Here is a 24060-nt window from a genome sequence, read left to right as displayed (position 1 = left end):
TGTAGCTCCCATCTCAACAGGAGCCTTTCTCACATTTTTCAAGTGCTCTTGTGAATTTTACGCTTTGATATTTTACCACCCATTCAGTTAAGATATTGAAACTTTAAGATTACACAATAAACCACAGAAAATTTCCCGTTTTCAATTATTATAAGATATGATTTGATAAAATATAAAGTAGTCCTTTGATTTTTTGGAGGTGAGTGAATGTATCTGGCAGCAGTTCTTGTCTTGGCGGGTGTTTGTCTGATATTTTTTGGGGCAAAGGTTTTCTTTGGGATTATATTCACCGCACTTGGAGTTTACATATTAACCGAAATATTCTCACATCATGCAAAGCTTATCAAAAAAACAAGACAGATCAGGGAAGTTATTAAAGAGAGGTTGAAAGATAAACTGAGCTCGGAGGATCTTGAGTGGATTGAAAATATGATAACCCCGCCTGCTGGAAAAAAATTTCTGATCCTGGTTGATGACAGTGCCGATTCAACTCACGTGAGGATCGCAATACCTTTTTCAATCATCATTGTGCTAAAACCATTTTTAAGATCGCTTTTACCGCTGATCTTCAAATCTTTCAAAAACAAAATCTCACTGGATGAGAAAACCTTTCAGATTCTTCAGGAGGTTTTCATTTCCTGTATAGACGAACTAATGAGCTTTTCCGGGGATTTTGTGACCGTTGAGAGTGAAGGTACAACAGTCAAAATTGGTATTGTGTGAGGTGAAGTGATGAACCGGTTTTTTTCAAAATGCCCGGTTTGCAACTCCGAGGTCGTGGTAACTTCTTACAGATGCAAAAAATGCAATACTAAAATCGAAGGTCAATTCACACCCAATGAATTCAACAGCCTGTGTGAAGAAGATTTAGAATTTCTCAGAATATATCTGAAAAACAGAGGAAATCTCACAAAGGTCGCAGAGAAACTTGGAATTTCTTACCCTACAGTGCATTCATATTTCAATAGAGTTCTGGCAAACCTTGGTTATTCATCGCCACAGCAGAACAACTACTCGAATATCCTGGATCAACTCGAAACCAATCAAATCGACTTTTCCACCGCTATTTCACTGATTAAAGGTGATAAGGAGGTTAAACCATGAGGGAGGAACTTTTCAGGATCATGAATATGGTGAAAGACGGAAAGCTCACACCTGAACAGGCACTTGAGCTTGCTGAAACTATGGGTATTTTTTCAGAACCCAAGCAGCAAAAATCGGAAAAAAAGAGAATGTTTTACATTCAAGCCAAAGGTAAAGATGGAGATAAAGTGGATATCAAAATTCCAGTTGGACTGGTGCAAATTCTAAAGCTATCTCTACCAGCTCTGAAAGAAAAATTTCCCAACGTCGATCTGGATCTCTTGTCACAACAGCTCGATGAAGCCATGAAGGGTCTGTCGGAAATAGAAGGAGATATAATAAACGCAACGGGAGCTGACGGCACAACTGTTCGTATATTCATTGATTAATAAGCCATTTTTTGATAAAATCATGGCATAAGATCTACTGGAGGTGTGAGTAAAATGGACCTTGGTACTCGGTACATGCCAGAACAGATTGAGAAAAAATGGTACACAAAGTGGGTACAAAATGGATATTTCACTCCAAAGGGAAGTGGCACACCATTTGTGGTCGTAATACCACCTCCAAATATAACAGGACGCATCCACATGGGACATGCGCTCAATATAACTCTGCAGGATATCTTAGTGCGCTACAAGAGAATGCGTGGCTTTGATACACTGTGGATACCCGGTGAGGATCACGCTGGTATTGCCACACAAAATGCCGTTGAAAGATACATAGAATCTCAAGGTAAAAGACGCGAAGAACTGGGAAGAGAAGAATTTCTCAAAATAGTCTGGCAATGGGCTGAAAAGTACAGGCTTGAAATACGCCAGCAAATAGAAACACTGGGAGCATCAGTTGATTGGACAAGAGAAAGATTTACCCTGGATGAAGGATTGTCCAATGCCGTGAGGAAGGTCTTTGTTGAGCTGTACAAAAATGGATTGATCTACAAAGGCAAATACATGGTTAACTGGTGTCCCAGGTGTAAGACGGTTTTGTCAGATGAAGAGGTTGAACATGAGGAAAAAAAGGCGAAACTGTACTACGTAAAATATCCATTTTCAGATGGCAGTGATTATATCGTTGTGGCAACCACAAGACCAGAGACGATGCTCGGAGATACTGCTGTTGCTGTCAACCCCACAGACGAACGGTATAAAAATGTCATCAATAGAAAGGTGATCCTGCCGCTGGTCAACAGAGAAATACCAGTAATAGCCGATGAGTACGTCGATCCACAATTTGGTACCGGTGCTGTGAAAATCACTCCTTCACATGATCCAAATGATTTCGAAGTCGCTAAAAGACACAATCTCGAGTTCATCGACATATTCGACGACGAAGCAAGAATAAATGAAAATGGAGGAAAATACATAGGTCTGGATCGCTACAAAGCAAGAGAAATGATCGTGAGAGATCTTCAGGATGGCGGTTATCTGGTAAAGGTTGAAGATATAGATCACTCCGTCGGTCACTGTTACAGGTGCGACAGAGAGATCGAACCGAGGGTCATGGATCAGTGGTTTGTGAGCATGAAGCCTTTGGCTCAAAAAGCCATAGAGGCTGTCGAAACAGGTCAGGTTCGTTTTGTCCCAGACAGGTGGAAAAAGGTTTACCTTCACTGGATGTACAACGTGCGCGACTGGTGTATCAGCAGACAGCTCTGGTGGGGACACAGAATACCAGTCTGGTACTGTGATGATTGCGGTGAAATTATCGTGTCTGAAACAGATGTCAAAGAATGTCCAAAATGCCATTCTGGATCGATAAGGCAGGACGAAGATGTACTGGATACCTGGTTTTCTTCTGCACTGTGGCCATTTTCAACTCTCGGCTGGCCCGAAAAAACACAGGACCTTGAGAAATATTATCCAACATCTGTTCTTGTAACCGGTTTTGACATAATTTTCTTCTGGGTTGCAAGAATGATTGTCATGGGATATCAGTTTATGAATGAAAAGCCATTCACCGATGTTTATATACACCAGCTAATACGGGATAAATACGGAAGAAAAATGAGCAAGTCACTCGGAAACGGTATAGATCCGATAGATATGTCCAAGAAATATGGGACAGATCCTGTAAGATTCACCCTAGCAATCCTTGCAGCCCAGGGCAGTGATATAAAACTCGACGAGAGATACTTTGATACATACAGGAAATTTGCCAACAAGATCTGGAATGCCACCAGATTTGTGCTAATCAACCTTAGTGATTATCAGGAAAAACCACTTGATGGACTTTCACTTGCCGACAGATGGATTCTTTCAAGGCTGCAGAAAACTATCTTGGCGGTAACTCAGGCTCTTGAAAACTACGATTTCAACGTAGCGGCAAAGTCCATCTACGAGTTCTTCTGGAACGAATTCTGTGACTGGTACATAGAATCGGCAAAGCCAATGTTGAATGGTGAAAACAGAGCCACAGTTCAGAATGTTCTGGTAAAGGTATTAGATTCAAGCTTGAGATTGCTGCATCCGTTTATGCCATTTTTGTCGGAAGAGCTGTGGCAGAATCTTCCAGTTGCAGGAGAGTCGATAACAATCGCATCCTGGCCCCAGGTAGAAGACAATTTTTCAGACGATCTTGCTGAAAAGAACTTTGAGATGATCATGCAAATCGTCAGAGGCATAAGAAATGTGCGATCAGAACTGGATATGGCATCAAAACAGTGCACACTGTATATCCACGGGAAACATCTGTCTGAACAGGAGCAATTTCTGATAAAGCATCTTGCAAATATAAAGACAATCGAGTACGTCGAAAGTAAACCGCAAAACAGTGCAACGGCATTCGTCAATCAGGAGTTTCACATATACGTGGATATAACCGGTGTTGATATTCAAAAAGAGATCAGCAGGCTTGAAAAAAATATCGAAAAACTACTCAAAGAAAAAGAATGGTACGTGAAAAAACTGTCCGATGAGAAATTTCTATCACATGCACTTGAAGACGTGATAAAAGAAACGCGTGAGAAACTCTCAGAAACAGAATCGCGTTTGAAAGTCTTACAGCAGATACTGGGGGATCTAAGATGACCTACCTTCAGATGCTTGAATACCTTTACAACGAAAGACCATCGGGAAAGATAACACTCGGTCTTGACAGAATCAAACAGCTGTGCGAGATGTTGCAAAATCCACAGGACAGCTTCCATTCCGCTCACGTGACAGGTACAAACGGAAAAGGTTCGGTGACGCGTTTTTTGAGCTGGCTGTTCATAGAACACGGGTTGAAAACTGCAAGCTACTATTCTCCGCATCTGTCAACTTTTAAAGAGAGGATCTTAGTAGATGAACAGTTTGTCCCAGAGCAGATAATTCTGAGTGCCTTTGATGATGTTCAGAAAATGGCACTGCAAATGGATAAACAGGGAGAACAGTTCAAACCGAGTTTCTTTGAGTTTACCACTGCGATGGCTTTCATGATCTACAAAAAAATGTCAGTCCAAGCTGGGTCAATTGAAGTTGGACTGGGAGGAAGATTTGATGCAACCAACGTTTTAACTCCACAGGTCAGCGTGATAGTAACGGTGGATTACGACCACATGCACATTCTCGGTGATACTCTTGAGAAGATCGCCTTTGAAAAAGCCGGGATAATAAAGCACAAAGTGCCTGTTGTCTGTGGTGAAAAGAAAAAAGAGCCGTTAAGCGTCATCGAAAAGATTTGTGAGCTGAACAAAAGTGATCTACACCTGATTGGAAGAGATTTCTCCTACGACAACACAAGTCTTTCTCTATCGGATAATCACTTTGATTTTCATGGAAAAAGAGAGCTGAAAAATCTGAAGATCTCACTGAACGGTGAACATCAATTTTTGAATGCGTCTGTTGCGCTACAGGCATTTCTTGTTTTTGCCGAAAGAACAAATCTGAAGGTAGATGAAATGGCTATAAGAAGGGCACTGGAAAAAGCAAAAATGCCCGGCAGGTTCGAAGTTCTTGATACAAAGCCAAGGGTGATCTTTGACGGTGCACACAACCTGCCAGCCGCAAGGGTGCTGAGAAAGACCATTATTGATTATCTTAAAAATGAGAGACTCGGTGCAGTGATCGGGATCGTCGATGACAAGGACAAAAAAGGTGTTCTGTCACAGATAGCGCCGCTTTTTGATAAAATAATCGTGACAAGACCATTCTCTCACAGAGCACAGAATCCTCAGGAAACCTTCCAGATAGCAAAACAGTTCAACAACAGCGTCGAGTTTGAAATCGATCCAATAGTGGCATACGAAAGACTAAAGCAGGAAGGATATGAGACGATAATTATAACGGGTTCACTGTACCTGGTTGGATATCTGAGAGATTACATAACAGATGGATCTCTTGAGCCCGAATGGTCCATCGTGAGATGATGAACTTGCTCGCAGCCATTAAGGGAAAAGTGTACGCCAAAGAATCGGGTAGTCTTTTGTTGCAGGTGGAAAATTTCGTAATAAGAGTTCTGTGTGATAGCCAGACCTTGGAAAGATCTACTGTGGGAGACGAGATCGAACTTCACACTCATCTTGAGTTCAATCAGAATGAAGTTGTCCTGTACGGTTTTTCAAGAAAAGAAAAGTTGCACATTTTCGAAAAGATTCTGAAAGTATCCAAAATAGGTCCCAAGACTGCTCTGAAGATCGTGGGATCGGTAGAACCTGAAGAATTTGTGCACCTGGTGATCAATGAAAATGTTGAAAAGTTATCCCAGATTCAAGGAATTGGAAAAAAGACCGCAGAAAGATTAATAGCAGAACTAAAGGATGAACATTTTGAGATTCAAACCACATATTCGTCAGAGTTATTTGATGCAATCGAGGCTCTTGTAGCACTGGGGTTCTCGAAAACCGAGTCGACAGATGTCGTGAAATCTGTTTATACAGATAAGATGAGTACAGAACAAATTGTGAAGGAGGCACTGAAAAAACTGTCAAAGAAGGTATAACTGTATGGCAGTTGAGGGTTTGTCAAATCCGGTTTTGGGGTACAAACTCGATCCTGGTGAGCCCGGTTTACCAAACTCGGCACCGGCAAGCCGAAGTATCCTGCGCGTGCTCTCACAGGAAATAAGCAACTGGCTTGCCTTTAAAAGAGAAGCTGAAAGAAATGGCGGGGTGATCATCCAGGGTGGAATAACCCTCGATCTGAGAAAACGCGGCTCTTTCATTGCTGCAATAGCCGGTAAAACCACTGCCTGGATATATTACCCGTCTGAGAAAACCTATCAGAGTGATTACAAAAATCAAATACAAAACCAGATTCAAAAACTGGAAGCCAAACTCAATTCAACAACAGATGAAGAAGAAAAACAAAAACTACAGGAACAACTTGCCCTGTTGAAAATGATGATGAATATGCCAATGCAGTTAGTGAAAAACCTTTTGATACCGCTTGGAATATTCTTAGATGTCCTCATGTAACTCCATTGTTTTGATAAAAAGTTCCACTAACTTTGGATCGAACATCTTTCCACTCTGTTCCTGTATCATTTTCAAAGCTTCATCTTTTTTCTTGGGACCGATACCCCATTCTGAGGTTACAAAATGAGTGAGTTCATCGTAATAATCACAGATGGCTATTATTCTGGCAAAAAGAGGTATTTCTTCACCTTTCAAACCATCTGGATAACCCTTGCCATCCCATCTTTCGTGATGAGACCTGACTGCCGGCACCAGATCCCAGAGAAACTCGATCGTGGATAGGTATATAGAACCCATGATCGTGTGATCTCTTGGCATATCTTCAAGAAATCTTATCCTTGTTGGAGTGAACATCATCAATTGTTCGATGCCTATCTTTCCAACGTCGTGCAGCATGCTCGCTTCGACCAAAAGTGACTGTTCCTTTTGAGAAAAACCAAGTTCCACTCCCATCTTCTGTGCCAGTTTTGTAACCCTCTGCGAATGGCTAAATCCACTTTTGTCTTCTATCTCCATGAGTACCACCATGGCTTGCAGTATTCCGCTCACAACCTTGCGTGCCCACTTTGTGCTGGTCAATCCAGATTTGAAGTCATCTTTATCCACGTATGTTTTTGCAAAAACCCAGATAGCCTGGTAATTTTCTTCTGCCTGCTCAAATCTCGCGACGAGTTTACCCTGATCGTACAGCTCCGCGGTATTGTTTTTGAATACCATTTGAAGCGGTCCTAACTGTTCAGAAGAATCAGTTAAGATGAGGCATGCAGAATCACTATCTTCAACCTGCTCCATCTTTTTGAAAAAATCCACTATCTTATCATCAATTTTGCCGATGATCTTAACCGTCAATTTTATTCCTCCATTAAATTTTTCAACGAACGTGTTTTTATTTCCTTGAGTATTACATCAATAACAGACTCAACAGATCTTGAGGAAAGTTCATTCCCTTTTCTGGTTCTCACAGACACGGTCTTTGTCGTTTGTTCTTTATCACCAACAATGAACATATAAGGGATCTTCATGGACTGAGCATCTCTTATTTTGTAACCAAGTGTTTCACGCCTGAGATCAACCTCTGCTCTGATACCGTTCTGAACCAGAGTGTTTTTGATATCCTGAGCATACGAATGATGCCTGTCGGCAATCGGTATAACCTTAACCTGAATCGGTGCCAGCCAGGTTGGGAACGCACCGGCATAATGCTCGATCAATATACCCAGAAATCTCTCAAGGCTACCGTAGATTGCCCTGTGTATCATAACCGGTTGACAATAATTTCCATTGACATCTGTGTAAACGAGCTCAAACCTCTGAGGCATCAGAAAATCAAGCTGGATAGTTGCACACTGCCATGTGCGACCTATCGAATCTTTGATGTGAAAGTCTATCTTCGGACCGTAAAAAGCACCTTCTCCTTCTTTGATGGTGTACATAAGTCCAACTGAATCCATGGCACTTTTGAGCGCTTCAGTGGCTTTTTGCCATGTCTGAACATCTCCCATGTGATTTTCGGGCATCGTACTGAGTTCCGCTGAATATCCAAACCCAAAAGGCGAATAAATCCTGTGAACAAAGTTTATGACACCGGCTATCTCCTGTTCTATCTGATCTGTTCGGCAGAATATGTGAGCATCGTCCTGAGTAAAACTTCTCACTCTGAACAGTCCGTGCAAGACACCGCTTCTCTCATATCTGTGTACCCTGCCAAACTCAAAAAATCTCAGCGGTAAGTCTTTGTAGGAAACCGTTCTATTTTTGTAGATCAGAATATGTCCGGGACAGTTCATCGGTTTGATCGCAAACTGCTGTTCTTCCTTGGTTGTGAAATACATATTCTCTTTGTAGTGGTCCCAGTGACCGGACATCCTCCAGAGCTTTTCACTCATCACAAGGGGAGTCATGACCTCTTCATAACCGAATTCGCGATGGAGTTGTCTTGAAAATTCCATCAATTCGCGCAGAATTGTCGCTCCATTGGGTGTAAAGATTGGCATTCCGGGTGCAACATCAAAGTCAATGAAGAAAATACCAAGTGCAGGACCGAGTTTCCTGTGATCCCTTTTCTTTGCCTCTTCAAGGAAATTCAGGTATTTTTCGAGTTCTTCTTTGCTTGCAAAGGCTGTACCGTATATTCTCTGAAGCATCGGTCTTTTTTCATCGCCTCTCCAGTACGCACCGGAGATTGAAAGAAGCTTGAAATGTTTAACTAACCCTGTGGATGGCAGGTGAGGGCCTCTGCACAGATCTATGAACTCTCCCTGTTTAAAAAGAGTAACTCTATCTTCTTGAATGTCCTGTATGAGTTCGACTTTGTATATCTGACCCTTTTGTTTCATAAGAGAAATTGCCTCGTCTTTGCTCATTTCAATTCTCTCGATCTTCAAATCCTGTTGCACTATCTCTCTCATCTGTTCTTCTATCTTTGGCAGATCTTCCTCTGTTATCTTCCCGTTGAGGATTTCAAAATCGTAGTAAAACCCATTTTCAATGGTCGGTCCGATCCCAAGTCTCACATTATCCTTGCCGTATATGTTCATAACCGCCTGCGCCATAACATGTGAAAGAGTGTGTCTGTAGACCTCAGGGGCAAGTTTATGGTCGATTGTGATGAACTCGATTTCACCATCTTCACAGATTGTCGATCTCAGATCGATCAATTGATCGTTGAAAAGAGCGGCGATGATTGTACCAGAAAACTCTTTTGAAAGTTCAAAAACACGTACAGGCCGATGAAAAACATATTCTCCATCGTTCTTTATCTTCACTTTGAACGGCACAAAATCACCTCCACAGTGCTTTTTTAAATATTACCACATTTTCAAACCGAGTGTTATTATAAAAAGAGAAGAAAATCATGAAAAAAGAAAACGAGGTGATCAAATGACAAAAAAAATCACCCTGTGGGCAGTCTTACTTTTTCTGGCAACCTTTGTTTTCGCCGACTACACACTCAGAGTCGGTGACACAATCAGAATCGAAGTCTTTGGTTATCAGGAAATGAGCAGAGACTGTACTGTCGACAGCGATGGATTCATTTCCTACACAGGAGTGGGAAGAATAAAAGTGGATGGCATGACGCTCAATGAGCTTGAAAAGATCGCAAAAGAGCGAATAGGAAAACTGATACCAAATCCCGCAGTGAGTGTCTCTCTGGTGTCTTATGCCCCGAGGTTTGTATATGTACATGGTGTTGTGAACAAAATAATAGATATAGGTATAAAACCAGCAACGCTCAGCCAGATAATATCAATGATCGGTGAACAAAACGACAGAATAGATCTTGAGAACATCAGAATAACGCGCGGAAAGGAAAGTTTTTTGATTGATTTTTCTTCATTTTACGAAGGCAAAATGGACGTGGATCTTCCCGTATACGAAAATGACATAATCTACATACCGCAGAAAAGCCTTCTTGGATATATCAAGGTCCTTGGAGCTGTTAGAAATCCATCGGCTCTTGTTTACACAAAAGGTCTCACCTTGACCGCAGCGATTTCCCTATGTGGGGGTATTTTGACAGATGTCGGGGATTCTCAAAATGTTTATCTGACAAGAAATGGAACGGTTCAAAAAATAAATCTGGAAGAAATTCTGACCGGAAAGGTTTCTGATGTCGTTCTCAAGCCATCTGATCAGATATATGTGCCAAAGATCGATCAAAGATACGCATACATAGTCGGATTTGTGGCAAAACCAGGCGTTTACGAATTTTTAAAAGACGAGCCTGTTACCCTAAAAAGGCTGATAGCAAAAGCGGGTGGAGTGATAGATGACGTCAAATACATCGACAAAATCATAGTTACTCAAAATGGCTCTCAAAAAGAGTACACACCGGCGATTTTGACAGCCAACGACGATATCTTCATATCAGTTGGAAGTTACGTAAATGTGCTGAAAAAACCAGAGAGATTTGTCTACGTCACAGGTCAGGTGAGAAATCCCGGCAGAATCGATTTTCAGCCAGAAGAAGAAATGAAAATGAGCATCCTGCTGCCCAAAGCAGGTGGCTACGTCTCTGATAAGGTTGAAAAAGGTGGAACGATAAAGGTATACCGAGGTTCACAGATTTTTGAAATTGCATCTAAAGATCTCAAAGACAGAGATTTTGATTTGATGACGGGAGATCTTGTCAGGGTAGAGTACGAGGATTTTTACGTGTATGTCGTTGGCAATCTTGCAGTGAGCGGAAAGATGAGTTTTGAACCTGATGAGCCAAAAAAGCTCTCAACGGTTATCAAGAAAATCGGTCAGATCGACTACAGGCAATTTGAATCGATCCAGTTGATACAGCAAAAAATAGCGCAATATGATATCAAAGATGTGATAAATTGTGTTGTTGACGCGGACCTGGAAAATCAGTGTACGGTCGTTTTCAAACCAAAACAGGGCAGGTACATCTACTTTGTTGGAGACCTTTCAAGTTTTGTAACCTTCAATCTCGATGAAGAATTCACCCTTGCAAGAGCACTGTCAAAGGTAAATCTTCAAACTTCGTACATAGAAGCTATCACAAAAATCGAAAACAATCAGGAACAGACAGTTCAGTTTGATCGTGACATGCCTTTGAATTCAGGTGAAATCTACAAGATAACTCTCAAAAAACCAGTCAGAGTAACTGTACTCGGTAAGGTAAGAGCACCTGGTCAAATCGTGTTCGAAGTGAATGAAGATGCAACGCTCAAAAAAGCGATAGCAAAATGCGGCGGATTGATAACCGGCGCGGATCAATCATTTGTATCAGATCAGGTTATCGTGTATTCATCCGGTGAAAGACACTTGTTCAGCGCAAAAGAAGTCGAATCAGACGATCTTCAGTTAACTCTCAAAGATGGAGATTTCATATACGTAACCGAGAAGACACCGCATTACGTTTTTGCCTTCGGTGATGCCGTGGTAAACCAAAAGATAGAACTTTCACAGAACGAAGCGTTCAAGCTATCAAGCGTTCTGGGAAAGGTGAACATAATTTCTGAGACGCAGTATGTTCAAATAATTCTTCCAACTGGTGAAGCGACAAACGTGTTGATGAAAGATGTACAGCTTGGCAAAAGAGATCTTGAACTCGTCGATGGTGCGTTTTTGATATTTGAAAAAGACATCAGAAACTACGTTTATGTCCTTGGCATGGTGAACAAGCCGGGCGGTTACTACGTCGGAGACAGGGAACTGACACTGCTTGAAGTTGTATCACTGGCTGGCGGAATAAGCGGCTGGGGATCGTACAACCAGATTGTACTTAAAAGGGGAAATGAAAGTAAATCAATCGACATGTCAAATCCGCTTATGCTCAACAACATAATAGTAAAGGCGGGGGATGTAGTGTATGTACCACCTGTTGAAGCGAACATCGCCTATGTCCTTGGGCAGGTTTCAAGACCTGGAGTCGTAAAGATAGACCAGTATTCAACTGTTCTTGATGTGATAATGAAATGCGGTGGATTCACTCCAAGGGCTGTAACATCGAAGGTGTACGTGTTCAAAGGTGGACCGACAGGTGAACCGGTGATCTGTGATCTGTCAGGCACCCTGAAAGGAAGACCGACTACATCCAATCCAAATGTCTCGCCGGGTGATGTCATTTTTGTGCCGGATAATCCATTGATGAATATCGTCGATGTAATACCCATTATTACCAGCGTTATCGGATTGATAAACGATGTACAGGGGTTGATCAAATGAGAATAGGATTCAAAAAACTTTTTACACCACAGAAGGTTTATCAAGAGATGTGTTTAACAATAGAAAATGGCTTTGTCGAAGAAATCAAAAAGTCAAAGGTACACTGTGATCTGTATTTTCCTCTGATCGCTCCGGGTTTCATCGATAGTCACACTCACGGTGCAGTTGGAATAGATATCATGAACGCATCAGTCGACGATTTTCAAAAATTATCACTCTTTTATGCAAAACACGGTGTGACAACCTTTTTAGCCACAACCGTTTCAGATACATTTGAAAAGATATCACAAGTAGCACGGACATTGAAGAAATTCATCGAACTACGACCATCCGGCGCAAAAGCAGCAGGGCTTTACATCGAAGGTCCATATTTAAACCCCGAAAAAAAAGGCGCACACAGAGAAGATCTTTTGAAAAAACCGGATCTTGAAGAACTGTCACATTTCATCGAAAACTTTGCAGATATTGTAAAGGTTTTCGCCATTGCACCTGAGCTGGAAGGTTCCAGAGAGGTTTTGAACTTTCTGAAAAAGAAAAAGATAGTCACAACAATAGCGCACACAAATGCGACATACGACCAGGCTATGATTGCAATAGAAAATGGCTGCACGAGAGCAACCCATGTTTTTAACGCGATGAGAAGTTTTTCGCACAGAGATCCGGGTGTAATCGGTGCAGTGCTCACAGACAGGAGGGTTTTTTGCGAAATCATCTGCGATATGATTCATCTTCACCCTGCCACGACGAAACTGGTCATAAATGCGAAAGGTCCGGCTAAATGTGTGCTGATCACAGACTCAATGGCGGCAACCGGCCTTGAGGATGGAGAGTATTCGCTCGGCGGGCTTTCGGTCGTCGTTAAGGATAAAATCGCAAGGACCGTGCAAGATCAGAGCCTTGCAGGAAGCACCTTAACGCTGGATGAGGCAGTCAGGAATGTGGTTTTCAAACTGGATGTGCCTGTAAAAGATGCCATACAGATGGCTACCCAGTCAGCCGCAAGATCGAGCAATCTGAACTCTGGCAAAATAACACCGGGAAAAAACGCGGATATTGTTGCATTGGACGAGAACCTGAACGTCATTGCAACCTTTGTCTGTGGCAGGATGGTCTATTCTCTGTGAGAACTGGGGGATGGTGGGTATGAAGCTCGCAAGCATGACCCTGCACGGCTTTAAGTCTTTTGCCAGACCAACCAAGCTGTACTTCGCAGACAGAATTACAGCTATCGTTGGTCCAAATGGCGGAGGAAAGTCGAATATAGTCGATGCAATAAGATGGGTCTTTGGTGAGCAATCAATGAAACAGCTCAGAGCAGATGAAAAATACGACGTGATCTTTGCAGGATCAAGTACGATGCCCGCCGCTTCGAGTGCTTATGTCGAAATCGTGTTTGAAAATGAAAATGAAAAAATCATCGTATCACGAATGCTGACAAATGACGGTAAGAACTTGTACATGCTCAACGGTGAAACCGTCAGGTTGAAAGACATACACGAGAAATTCATCGGCACAGGTGTTGGTAAAGAATTCTACTCCATAGCCGGTCAGGGACAGATCGAAAGAATTGTGAATGCTTCTGCCGAGGAGCTGAGGCTGTTACTCGAAGAAGCAGCAGAAACAGCTTTATACCGTGAGAAAAAGAAAGAATCGATGGCAAGACTTGAGGTTGTGAATGCCAATCTGTCGCGTGTGCAGGATTTGATCTATGAATACGACAGGCAGAGAAAATCGCTGTATTTGAAAGCCAAAAGAGCCGAACGTTACCAGGAGTATTCATCAAGACTTCAACAGGTAAAGAAACTGTACTATGGAAACGTATTCAAAAAAGAGAAGAAAAGATTAAACCACCTTCAAAACCAGCATAGCCAGACCATGGAAAAGATCAAAGACCTTCAAAAACAACTGCTGAACATAGAAACAAACTGGTCTACTCTGAAACAGGAGTTTGCAAATGTTGACAGAGAGATCGAAAATTTCACAAATCTGTTGGAGGATTACAAAAAGCGTCAAACCACCCTGATGGAACTCAGAGAAATGTACACAAGAAGGCTGAACGAAAGAGAAACCAAATTCGTTGAGACGACCACCCGCCTTGATTCAGCCAAGGAACAGATAGCGGCGATTGACAAAAGAAGTGAGGAACTCAACCTCATTTTTAAAGGGCTGATAGATGAAATTGGAGCCAAAGAGAATGAGTTAACGAAGGTCGAAGAAAAGAGAAATGAACTGGTTTCAAGGTACTCAGAAAAAGAAAAGCAACTGCTTGCGTTGAAGGAAAAAAGCGATCTTGCAAATAAGGAAAAATTGTCTCTGGAAAGTGAACTTTCCAGAATTGAGGAAGGACTCGAGGATTTATCCAAACGCATATCGATGGTAGACTCACAGCTCGATCTCAAAATGAAAAGATTATCTGGTCTTCAAGAGGAACTCTCAGCTCTGCTGGAAAAATTGAAAACAGCGGGTGACAGAGAAGCCTCACTCGCAAAAGAGTTACAGTCCATCAGAGAAAGGCTTTCAGAACTTTCAAATGAAAAAAGGTCGACCTTGGAACAGCTGGACAACATCAAGCGAGTGATGAAAAATCTCGATGAGGAAGAATCAAAAATAAAATACAGGATACAAACCTACGAGGGTTACACCAGATCTGTTAGAGCTATTTTCGCAAAAAAAGCTCAAGGAGAATTGGATGGTGTTTACGATGTGGTGGGTAACTTGGTGAACTTCCCGGCAGAGTACGCCAAAGCCATAGAAGTGCTCCTTGGCGGTGCCGTACAGCATGTAGTGGTCGATAATGCCAATACAGCCAAGAAGGTCATTGAGTGGTTGAACACTCAGAAAGTCGGGCGTGTTACCTTTCTGCCGCTTGATCTGATAGAATCTCATTTCAGCGGTATGAGAGAAATCGAGCGCCATGCGGGTTTCATTGGATATGCGGCGCAGATCGTGCGAGTAAGCCAGCAATTCATGGCTCTTCCAGGCTATCTTTTCGGCAACGATATCATAGTCAAGACACTCGACGATGCTGTTGACATAAAAAAGCGCTATAAAGTCAGGTGCCGTATAGCAACCTTGAATGGTGAGATAATAGGACAGCACGGTTCGATAACAGGCGGTGAAATTGAAGTTGAAAGAACAGACTCACTTGTAAAGAGAAAATTGAGACTCAATGAAATTGCAAATCAAAGACTGGAACTATCTTCTCTCGAAAAACTGCACCAGCAAAAACTTTCCCAGATCGACCAGGAAATTCAGACCCTGTCAAATCAGGAAAGACTCGCTGAAAGAGAGCTCACCAGTGTTATTGCCGAAGGTAGTTCAACAAAGAGAATGATTGAAGAGCTTAGCAAAACAGTTGAAGAGCTCAGCAAAGAGATCAACTCCTTGGAACAGTTGAAAAAAAATTACACGATCAAGTCAGAAGGAATGCAGATTAGACGGGAAAAAATCCTCTCAGAACTCGAAGAGCTCTCTGGAAAAATTTCGTCTTATGAATCCGAGCTGAGAAATTTTGATGAACAGTTAGCCTTCGAAAAACAAACGCTTGAAGAAATTTCGACGCAATATTCGCAACTGAAAGCCGAGGTTACCAATTTGATGGAGAGAAAATTACACTATGAGTCTGAATTATCCAGACTAAGAGAACAGAAACAAAAACTAAAAGAGGAATCTATGCAGCTTTCAGCACAGTCAGAGGAAATCGAAAAAGAAATCGATCGCTTGAAAAACATATTGCTTGAAAACCAGCAGGAATTGGAAACAGTCAAGAAAGAAACGGAAAATCTTTTTGAAACGATGAGAATGCAGAGAAGTGATAAAGACCAAAAACTGGCTCAGCTCGATGAACTGGAAAAAAAGATGCAGCAGATCAAAGATGAACGTGAAAAATCAAGAGAATATCTGCACCATCTTGAACTGTCTATTCAGGAAGTTCAAAACAGGATAGAGCAAATCCTTGTTGAAATAGAAGAGCAAACAGCCCTTCAAATAGAAGAAGTCGATCAAGAGAAGCTGGAATCACTGAAAAACGAACTGGAGGACCTGCAGAACAAGATAAAATACCTCGGTCCTGTTGATTTACTTGCAATAGATGAATACAACCAGGTGGAAAATAAGTACAACGATCTTGTACTTCAGAGAAATGATCTAAATGAAGCAAAAGAAAAAATAAACGATCTGATCAGGCGAACAGATGAAGAGGCGAGAAACAGACTGCTTGATGTGTACGAACAGGTAAACACGAAATTCAACTACTTCATCTCACTGCTCTTTGCAGGCGGTGAAGGAGAAATAAAAATCGAGCCGGGTAAAGATATTCTCGAAGCGGGTATAGAGATCTGTGTCAAAAAGCCTTCAAGGAGAATCCAAAAGCTACAGTTACTTTCTGGAGGAGAAAAGGCACTTGTCGGCATAGCTTTGCTCTTTGCACTGCTCGAAGTCAAACCAAGTCCGTTTTATGTTCTTGACGAAATCGATGCTCCTTTGGATGAATTCAACGCAGAAAGGTTCAAAAGATTGCTGGAAGACGGCTCGAAAAAGGCTCAGTTCATAGTAATAACGCATAACAAAGTCGTTATGGAATCTGCCGATCTATTGCACGGAGTCACGATGATCGACGGTGTGTCAAATATCGTACCTGTTGAGATAGAAAATATAGCTGTCAAGGAGTGAGAATTTTGTCCGAAAAGGTATTAAAGAGCCAGCAGATTTTCAAAGGCAGGATTTTGACAGTCAAAGTTGACGAGGTTCTTTTACAAAATGGGTACAGATCGACACGTGAAGTAGTCATGCATCCAGGTGCTGTTGCTGTGCTGCCAGTCCTGGCAGATGGCAACGTTGTTCTGGTGAAGCAGTTCAGGTACCCTGTCGGTGCAGAGCTTATTGAGGTTCCCGCTGGCAAGCTCGATGAGAACGAATTGCCAGAGGCATGTGCTTTAAGAGAACTTGAGGAAGAAACAGGATACAGGGCTCAAAAACTTGAATATATGGGATACATTTTCACAACACCCGGTTTTTCCAATGAAAAAATTCACCTGTACGTGGCTGAAAATCTCGTAAAGACCGAGCAGAATCTAGATCAGGACGAGTTGCTCAAGGTAGAAATATTCAGACCAGACGAGGTTTTGAATATGTGCTTGAGTGGAAAAATCGTCGATGCAAAGACTCTGTCCTTAGTCTTTCTGGCAAAAGAAAAAGGAGTGATCTGAATGGTTACAGTCATATTGAACGGAAAGCAGATGAGTTTTCAGGCAAAAGATTTTGTGACCTTTGGCAAACTGTACGATGAAGTATCTCCAAAGGATAAGGTGCTGAAGTCCTTGATAATCGATAAAGTTCAAATTCCGACCCAGAAGGTTTCCGAATTGAGAGATTCTCTGCTCGAAGAAAACACAGAGATCATCATGGAATTTTCCACACCGATTGAATACCTGAGTGAAATTCTACCGGGCATACTCGAATACATAAAAACCGCCACAGGACTGTTACCATCCGTCGCTCGCTCACTCAGATCCGGCCAACCAAAATCTTTCAAAGACATAGAGAGCATATCGGAGAGTATCTCGGCTTTGGACAATCTCAGACAGAGCGTTTACAGAATAATAGAAATACCCGATATCGACACATCAGGTATACTGCTCAGATTGAAAAAATTTCTCGCCACCCTGGAAAAGCAGGACATTTCAGAAATAGCGAACTCCGTCGAAAACGATCTTGCGATAGTTTTGAAGTTCTATCAGGAATTCTTTGAAGTTGTTCTTTCCAAAATCAGGGAGGTGCACTCACAATGATGAAAGATTACTACATAGAAAATGCAGTGAAAACCGCCAGCCCGGCAAAACTGATCGAGATGATGTATGAAAAAGCCATAGAGCTTCTCAAAAATGCCAAAGAGGCTTTGAGTAAAAACGATTTTATCACCACAAACGAGAAAATCAAAAGGGTTCAGGACATAGTCACTGAATTGAACATCTCACTTGATATTGAAAGAGGCGGAGAAATAGCCAAGGGGTTGAGATCGTTGTACAGTTATATGTACAGAACACTGATAGAAGCATCTGTGAAAAAAGAGATGCAAAAAATAGACGAAGTTCTGGGTTATTTTGAGGAATTGTTAGATGCCTGGAGAATAGCTATGAAATCTGTCGCAAACACACCAAAGCAGGACAAAGATAACCATCTTAATATCTCTATCTGATAAGGTGGTGGTCGGATGGAATCCGTCAAGTTGTTGGCGGAGTTTCCTGTTGTAAGGTTTCTCGATCTTGTCAATGAAATTTTCAGCGATTATCCGGTGCCAATTAACTGGGATATTCTGAGCTTCAACCTTGATGCTCGAGAAAATTCCATTTCTTTCACCGATTCCTTCGTGTTTCTCAAAAACGATAGACCTGTTGGGTTTGTCGTGTGCTGTCTGAGAAAAAACAGAGGAAGAATTGATTCCATGGGAGTTGTGAAAGAAGAAAGGGGAAGCGGGCTTGCATACAGAATTCTGGAGCACGCCCTTGAAGCACTCAGATGGAGAAAGGCTGAGACAGTCGTATTGGAGGTTCTGGAGACCGAGGCAAGGGCAATCAGATTCTATGAAAAAAACGGCTTTAGAACCACAAGAAAACTGTTCACGATGGTAAAGGAAAATCCTGAACCCGTGAGAAAAGTGTCTTTCTTCAAAGTCGATCCAAGATGGATTCATCAAGCTTCTGTAGAAGCCATGATAAATCTTTCAAGACATCTCAACTGGCAACGCGAACCAGCCACTCTTTTACTGGCAAGCAGCAGGTACAAGATGGCAAGAACAAACCTGCTAAAGGACCAGGGATATGTTGTCTGGGGTTCGACCGAGAAGAACGCCTTCATAGTTGACTGTGCACCTGTAAAGAACAGAGAATCGTATGTTCCACTGCTCAGCGAAGCTGTCAGCTATGTTTGTGATGTTGAAAACAAAAACATCTGTTCAATTGCTAATGTGCCTGAGGACGATCCTTTGTACAGCGCTGCGATCAAAATTGGTTTTCAAACGGTCCTGACACAACTTGAGATGGTTCTGCATCTTTACTGAGGAGTGGTCAAATGCTGGTGCTTTTTCTGAACAGAATCAACGATAAATGGCTGGCTAAGATAAAAGAACTCAAAGACCTTCATCGGAATGTTCATTTTGAGGGATATTTTTCAAATCCATCGCCTCGCTTGCTCATAAAAGACGCCGATGTTGTTGTTTCTGCAAGGCTTTCCAAGGAAGAAATCGAGTCTTCAAGACTCAAATTGATAATCGTGCCGATGGCTGGTGTGAATGCACTCGACTGGGAAGCAATCAGGAAAAAGAAAGTAATGGTTAGCAACTGTCATGCCAATGCGCCTGCCGTTGCCGAAAGGGCACTGGCTCTGGCGCTGGCACTTCTTGGAAGGGTTGTCGAATTCGATAGAGATCTCAGATACGGTGTCTGGCATGGTTATTCAGTTGGTTCTGTTGAAGAAGATCACTGGTGTTCACTCAGAAACAAAACGGTTTGTATCGTGGGCATGGGGCATATAGGCGAGGAACTTTCCAAGTTGTTGCAACCTTTTGGCTGTCAGATCATAGGAGTCAGAAAATCCGCTCCAAAAGAGCATTCGAATATAACATCAGATCTGGATTGGGCAGTTGAAGTTAGTGATGTGATTTTCATAACCCTTCCGCTGACAAAACAAACCAGAAACTTATTCGATGCCGAAAGGCTTCACAAAATGAAAGGAAAATACCTGATAAACGTATCAAGAGGCGAGATAATTGATGAAAAAGCACTTTTCCAGAGCCTCAGAGATGGGATCCTTTCAGGAGCAGCCATAGACACCTGGTATCTGTATCCCAGAAACACCGACGAAGTCACACTGCCCAGCAGATATCCATTCAACACGCTTAAAAATGTCGTTCTATCACCTCATGTCGGTGGTTACACTCAACAGGGAAGCGATGGACTCATGAACGAGACGTTTAACATATTGGAGACGTTCTTAAGAACGGGTGAAATAATCAACCCCGTTGATCCCGAGCAGGAATACTAAAATATAATGTAAGCAGGTGAAGCAAGTGAACGGCATTTACTGGCGAAAACTTGGAATATATGTTTTTGGAGTTCTTGTCTTAGCCGTTGACAGTGCCTATTTTGATCTGTTCACCTTACTCATACCCTATCTTGCCGTTGAGTACCTCATATTCTCATCGATTGTGAGTATTGTGAGAGTTATGGTGATCTTAACAATTCACTCGGCACTGTGTTTCCAGAGCCAGAATTTTTTTCATTTAATGATATTTGCAACTTACGTTTTTTTTATCACGACAAGGGAATACTTTCTCAAACCATTCATTCCATTTTTGCTCTACAATATAGCTGTTACTGTGCTTTTATTTTTTGAAGGCTCGTCCTTGATCATGACGATAATACTGAGTATACTGTCCATGTCAATCTGGAGGATTAACCTTGAAAAGGCTTAAAGCAGTGATTTATCTGATGATGACTGTTCCATTCGTTGTTTTACTGATCAGAGCCTTTGTACTTCAAGTCATTCAACATAAATCCCATCTTGAATACATAGAGTCACTTAAAGTTTATGTGAGAAAAATCGATGCTCCGAGGGGAAAAATACTGACCAGGGACGGTGTATTACTCGCATGGGACGAAGAGATCTTGGTTGCAAGATCAACTGGTTCCTTAGATGTTGAGAAAGTTGGCGAAATACTGGGACAGGAAAGAAAGTTGAAATTGATACTCGGTGAAGAGATACAGGTAACTGAGGCTGAGGCAATGAAACTCGAAAAAGCAGGCGTCTTAGTCTTCAGAAAATATGTGAGGCGTTACAGTAACCTGGCACCTCATGTTGTTGGCTATATCAGTGCCGATAGATATGGAGTATCTGGAGTAGAAAAGCAGTACGATTCGTACCTGAAAGGTCAGGATGGTTACGAGCTGGTGAGCGTATCGGTATCGGGTGGAGTCACTGGAAGATTTTTACAGGCAGTACCACTTGCAGGAAATGACGTTGTATTGACGATAGATTCAAAGCTTCAAGAGTATGTCCAGAGACTTTTGAGCAGTTTCAACCACGCCGGTGCTGTCATTGTCCAGTCAGCAAAAGATGGTTCAATTCTCGCAATGGCTTCTTTTCCAAGTTTTGATCCAAACATGCTTCTGAATATCGATCAAAGACAATGGATACAGATCTCAAATGATCCCAAAAGCCCTCTTTTGAACAGGGCAATCAGTGCGACCTATCCACCTGGATCTATCATAAAACCGCTCTATGCCATTGCATATTTGGAAAATAATCCAGATCTTGGCAAAACCGTCGATTGCAAAGGATACTATGAGTACATCGGAAGTTCTGGAAGATCTCTGGGTTTGTATAGAGATTGGTATATATCTGGACACGGCGTGACCGATCTGAAAAAGGCTATCAGAGTCTCGTGCAATGTGTTTTTCTACAATTTAGCCTTGGAGCTTGGTATTGAAAGAATGAAACAGTACGCAAATCTTTTCATGATCGATCAACTCACCGGAATAGATTTACCGGCTGAGCGCAGAGGGTTGTACCCGGATCCAAACTGGAAATACAACACCTACAAAGAGCCCTGGTATCCGGGTGATACGATACTGTGCGGAATAGGACAGAGTTTTATCAATCTCACGCCCATTGAGGTCCTCAATTTTTTCAACACGATAGCTAACGATGCTTCCTGCTATCGTCCTCATGTGCTTGATCACGTCAAAAACCAGCAAGGTAAGAAAATCTACGAATTCGAAAAAGGATTATCTTACAAAATCCCACTCAAGCAAAGTACAATCGATTTTCTGAAAGACTCTCTCAGAGAGGTTGTAAAGTCAAACGGTAATCCAGCCGACGAGGGAACAGCATATCAGGCATTCAAAGGCTTTAACATCGATGTGGCTGGCAAGACGGGAACTGCTGAAACCGGTAAAAAGGGTGAAAGATCACATTCGTGGTTTGTTGCATTCTCGCCGGTGAATTCTCCAAAATTCATAGTCTTAGTTATGCTCGAGAATGCAGGCGGAGGAGGAGAAGCTGCCGCACCGATGGCAAGAAAAATCTTTGAATTTCTCATGGGGGAGACAAAAAAATGATCCTGCGTTTAATAAATGAAAACCTTGAAAAAGTCGAAAAACCTTCCAGGTACATCGGTATGGAATACAATCAGATAATGAAAAACCCGTCTGAAGTAAAACTCAGAGTGGGACTGGTCTTCCCAGACCTTTACGAAATCGGAATGTCAAATCTTGGACTGTTGATCATCTACAATGTGCTGAACAACCTGCCAGAGGTATGGGCTGAGAGAGCTTTTTTGCCGTGGAAAGACATGATAAATCTGATGAAGCAAAAAGACATCGAATTGTTCACACTGGAATCGAAGACTCCGTTGAGAAAACTCGATTTGATAGGTATATCTCTTCAGTACGAACTTTCATACACAAATGTACTCTGCGTACTCGATCTTGCCAAAATACCGCTTTATTCGGATCTGCGTACAGAAAGTGATCCAATAATCATCGCCGGTGGGCCATGTACAACAAATCCCGAGGTCCTTGCAAGAGTTTTCGATGCGTTTGTCGTGGGAGATGGGGAAGATGTGGCTCTGCAAATAGCTCAAAGCTTGATCCAGACAAAAGGAATGAAAAGAGAAGAAAGGCTCAAGGTACTTTCTCAAATAGACGGAGTTTATGTGCCGATGTTTTATCAACCGACCATACCACCAAGACCGCTTTTTGACTGGGCACCGAAAAAGATAAACCGAAGGATATTCAAAGATCTCAACGAAGCTAAACTCTCAGATCAGAGAATAATACCAAATACACAACCCGTTCACGATAGAGTCGTGGTGGAAGTCATGCGCGGCTGCACCAGAGGATGCAGATTTTGCCAGGCAGGAATCATATACAGACCTGTCAGAGAAAAGTACAGTAAAAATATCATCGATGAATCAATCTCATCGCTTTTATGCACAGGTTACGAAGAACTCGCTCTTTTGTCACTGTCTACCGCAGATCACAGCACCATAAATACAGTTTTAGAAACTCTCAGAGAAAAGCTTAAAAACCTGGCTGTGTCCATATCCATACCTTCTACACGCCTTGATAGATTCGGTCTGTCCATCGCACAAGCGGTGAGCGCTGTACGGAGAACAGGTTTGACATTTGCGCCGGAGGCTGGTACTCAAAGGCTCAGAAATGTGATAAACAAAAATGTGACCGAAGAAGATTACATAAGCACCCTTGAAGCGGCAAAGAAAGCTGGTTGGAACAGGGTGAAGCTCTATTTCATGATCGGTTTGCCAACAGAGAAAGATGAAGACCTTTACGGCATTGTGCAAATGGCTAAAATCGCTCGCAAAATTGGATTCAAAAAGATCGTTCTTTCTGTGGCAAATTTCATACCAAAACCACACACACCTTTCCAGTTTGCCGAGCAAAGATCGATCGATTATGTAAACCATGCACAGAAAATCATTTTGCAGGCAAAAGACATTGCCAGCATCGATTTTCACAACCCGCACATGAGCCTGATAGAAGGCTTGCTATCCAGAGGCGATAGAAAGGTCTTCGATGTTGTTTTGAACGCGTTCACAGATGGTTCACTGTTTGATGAATGGGAAAATATTTTCAACTTCAGTCTATGGCAGAATGCCATCGAAAAATGCCAGATCGATCTACATTCTTATCTGAGCCAAAAGAGTATCGATCAAGACTTTCCCTGGGATCACATCGATGTTGGAGTGAGTAAAAAGTTTCTGATAGAAGAATATGAAAAAGCTTTGAAAGGCATTACAACTTCAGATTGCCGATGGGACAGATGCCATGGCTGTGGCGTGTGCAATTCGACCGTGAAAAACGTGTTAGAAAGATAGAGGGATGAAA

Annotated in this window: 20 protein-coding genes; 18 read left to right on the top strand and 2 right to left on the bottom strand. The window is 42.1% G+C overall.

Annotated elements, in window-relative coordinates:
• Window positions 1–207: 207 nt before the first annotated feature.
• The 7 genes from AC4E92_RS03185 to AC4E92_RS03155 are packed head-to-tail and all read left to right on the top strand — an operon-like array spanning window position 208 to window position 6478.
• Window positions 208–723 carry a hypothetical protein gene (locus AC4E92_RS03185; RefSeq protein WP_490239141.1) on the top strand — a complete coding sequence of 172 codons (516 nt, stop codon included), beginning with the start codon at window positions 208–210 and terminating at the stop codon, window positions 721–723.
• 9 nt (window positions 724–732) lie between these two features.
• Window positions 733–1104: a DUF2089 domain-containing protein gene (locus AC4E92_RS03180; RefSeq protein ID WP_490239140.1), complete on the top strand. Its 372-nt coding sequence runs from the start codon at window positions 733–735 to the stop codon at window positions 1102–1104.
• Entirely contained in the window at window positions 1101–1472 is a 372-nt protein-coding gene (locus AC4E92_RS03175) for an SHOCT-like domain-containing protein (RefSeq protein ID WP_490239139.1), read from the top strand. Before AC4E92_RS03180 ends, AC4E92_RS03175 begins: the two co-directional genes overlap by 4 nt.
• Before the next feature lie 54 nt (window positions 1473–1526).
• A complete protein-coding gene (locus AC4E92_RS03170) occupies window positions 1527–4112 on the top strand; it encodes a valine--tRNA ligase (protein WP_490239138.1) in 2586 nt (861 codons plus the stop codon).
• A complete protein-coding gene (locus tag AC4E92_RS03165; RefSeq protein ID WP_490239137.1) occupies window positions 4109–5431 on the top strand; it encodes a bifunctional folylpolyglutamate synthase/dihydrofolate synthase in 1323 nt (440 codons plus the stop codon). The genes AC4E92_RS03170 and AC4E92_RS03165 overlap by 4 nt, the downstream gene beginning before the upstream one ends.
• 5 nt (window positions 5432–5436) lie before the next feature.
• Entirely contained in the window at window positions 5437–6003 is a 567-nt protein-coding gene (gene ruvA, locus AC4E92_RS03160) for a Holliday junction branch migration protein RuvA (RefSeq protein ID WP_490239136.1), read from the top strand.
• 4 nt (window positions 6004–6007) lie between these two features.
• Window positions 6008–6478, top strand: a complete 471-nt coding sequence (locus AC4E92_RS03155; RefSeq protein ID WP_490239135.1) for a hypothetical protein — start codon at window positions 6008–6010, stop codon at window positions 6476–6478.
• On the opposite strand, the gene AC4E92_RS03150 is transcribed toward AC4E92_RS03155, so the two are convergent.
• Window positions 6461–7327, bottom strand: a complete 867-nt coding sequence (locus tag AC4E92_RS03150; RefSeq protein WP_490239134.1) for an HD-GYP domain-containing protein — start codon at window positions 7325–7327, stop codon at window positions 6461–6463. The two genes, AC4E92_RS03155 and AC4E92_RS03150, sit on opposite strands and share 18 nt — an antisense overlap.
• Window positions 7328–7329: 2 nt before the next feature.
• Window positions 7330–9255 carry a threonine--tRNA ligase gene (gene thrS, locus AC4E92_RS03145; RefSeq protein ID WP_490239133.1) on the bottom strand — a complete coding sequence of 642 codons (1926 nt, stop codon included), beginning with the start codon at window positions 9253–9255 and terminating at the stop codon, window positions 7330–7332.
• 103 nt (window positions 9256–9358) lie between these two features.
• Here thrS and AC4E92_RS03140 point away from each other — a divergent pair, with 103 nt between their 5' ends.
• The 11 genes from AC4E92_RS03140 to AC4E92_RS03090 are packed head-to-tail and all read left to right on the top strand — an operon-like array spanning window position 9359 to window position 24050.
• Window positions 9359–12157, top strand: a complete 2799-nt coding sequence (locus AC4E92_RS03140) for an SLBB domain-containing protein (RefSeq protein WP_490239132.1) — start codon at window positions 9359–9361, stop codon at window positions 12155–12157.
• Window positions 12154–13281, top strand: a complete 1128-nt coding sequence (nagA, locus tag AC4E92_RS03135) for an N-acetylglucosamine-6-phosphate deacetylase (protein ID WP_490239131.1) — start codon at window positions 12154–12156, stop codon at window positions 13279–13281. Before AC4E92_RS03140 ends, nagA begins: the two co-directional genes overlap by 4 nt.
• A 19-nt stretch (window positions 13282–13300) precedes the next feature.
• On the top strand, window positions 13301–16828 hold the full coding sequence (gene smc / locus AC4E92_RS03130) for a chromosome segregation protein SMC (RefSeq protein ID WP_490239130.1): 3528 nt from the start codon (window positions 13301–13303) through the stop codon (window positions 16826–16828).
• Complete coding sequence (locus AC4E92_RS03125) at window positions 16825–17364, top strand: NUDIX domain-containing protein (protein WP_490239129.1); 540 nt, start codon at window positions 16825–16827, stop codon at window positions 17362–17364. The genes smc and AC4E92_RS03125 overlap by 4 nt, the downstream gene beginning before the upstream one ends.
• Window positions 17365–17946 (top strand): hypothetical protein, encoded by a 582-nt coding sequence (locus AC4E92_RS03120; protein WP_490239128.1) that lies wholly within the window; start codon window positions 17365–17367, stop codon window positions 17944–17946.
• Window positions 17943–18353 (top strand): flagellar export chaperone FliS, encoded by a 411-nt coding sequence (gene fliS, locus AC4E92_RS03115; RefSeq protein WP_490239127.1) that lies wholly within the window; start codon window positions 17943–17945, stop codon window positions 18351–18353. Before AC4E92_RS03120 ends, fliS begins: the two co-directional genes overlap by 4 nt.
• A gap of 15 nt (window positions 18354–18368) precedes the next feature.
• A complete protein-coding gene (locus tag AC4E92_RS03110; RefSeq protein WP_490239126.1) occupies window positions 18369–19214 on the top strand; it encodes a GNAT family N-acetyltransferase in 846 nt (281 codons plus the stop codon).
• Window positions 19215–19225: 11 nt separating this feature from the next.
• Window positions 19226–20197, top strand: a complete 972-nt coding sequence (locus AC4E92_RS03105; protein WP_490239125.1) for a 2-hydroxyacid dehydrogenase — start codon at window positions 19226–19228, stop codon at window positions 20195–20197.
• A gap of 25 nt (window positions 20198–20222) precedes the next feature.
• Window positions 20223–20627: a hypothetical protein gene (locus tag AC4E92_RS03100; protein WP_490239124.1), complete on the top strand. Its 405-nt coding sequence runs from the start codon at window positions 20223–20225 to the stop codon at window positions 20625–20627.
• The gene (locus tag AC4E92_RS03095; protein WP_490239123.1) at window positions 20614–22272 is read left to right on the top strand and encodes a penicillin-binding transpeptidase domain-containing protein; all 1659 of its coding nucleotides are present in this window, start codon (window positions 20614–20616) and stop codon (window positions 22270–22272) included. Before AC4E92_RS03100 ends, AC4E92_RS03095 begins: the two co-directional genes overlap by 14 nt.
• Window positions 22269–24050 (top strand): TIGR03960 family B12-binding radical SAM protein, encoded by a 1782-nt coding sequence (locus tag AC4E92_RS03090; RefSeq protein WP_490239122.1) that lies wholly within the window; start codon window positions 22269–22271, stop codon window positions 24048–24050. The genes AC4E92_RS03095 and AC4E92_RS03090 overlap by 4 nt, the downstream gene beginning before the upstream one ends.
• The last annotated feature ends 10 nt before the right edge of the window (window positions 24051–24060 follow it).

Origin of the sequence: Pseudothermotoga sp. (genome assembly GCF_031962025.1) — a bacterium.
GTDB lineage: Bacteria > Thermotogota > Thermotogae > Thermotogales > DSM-5069 > Pseudothermotoga_B.
The sequence above is the reverse complement of the archived record's forward strand: the minus strand, read 5'-3'. Positions and strand labels throughout refer to the sequence as shown.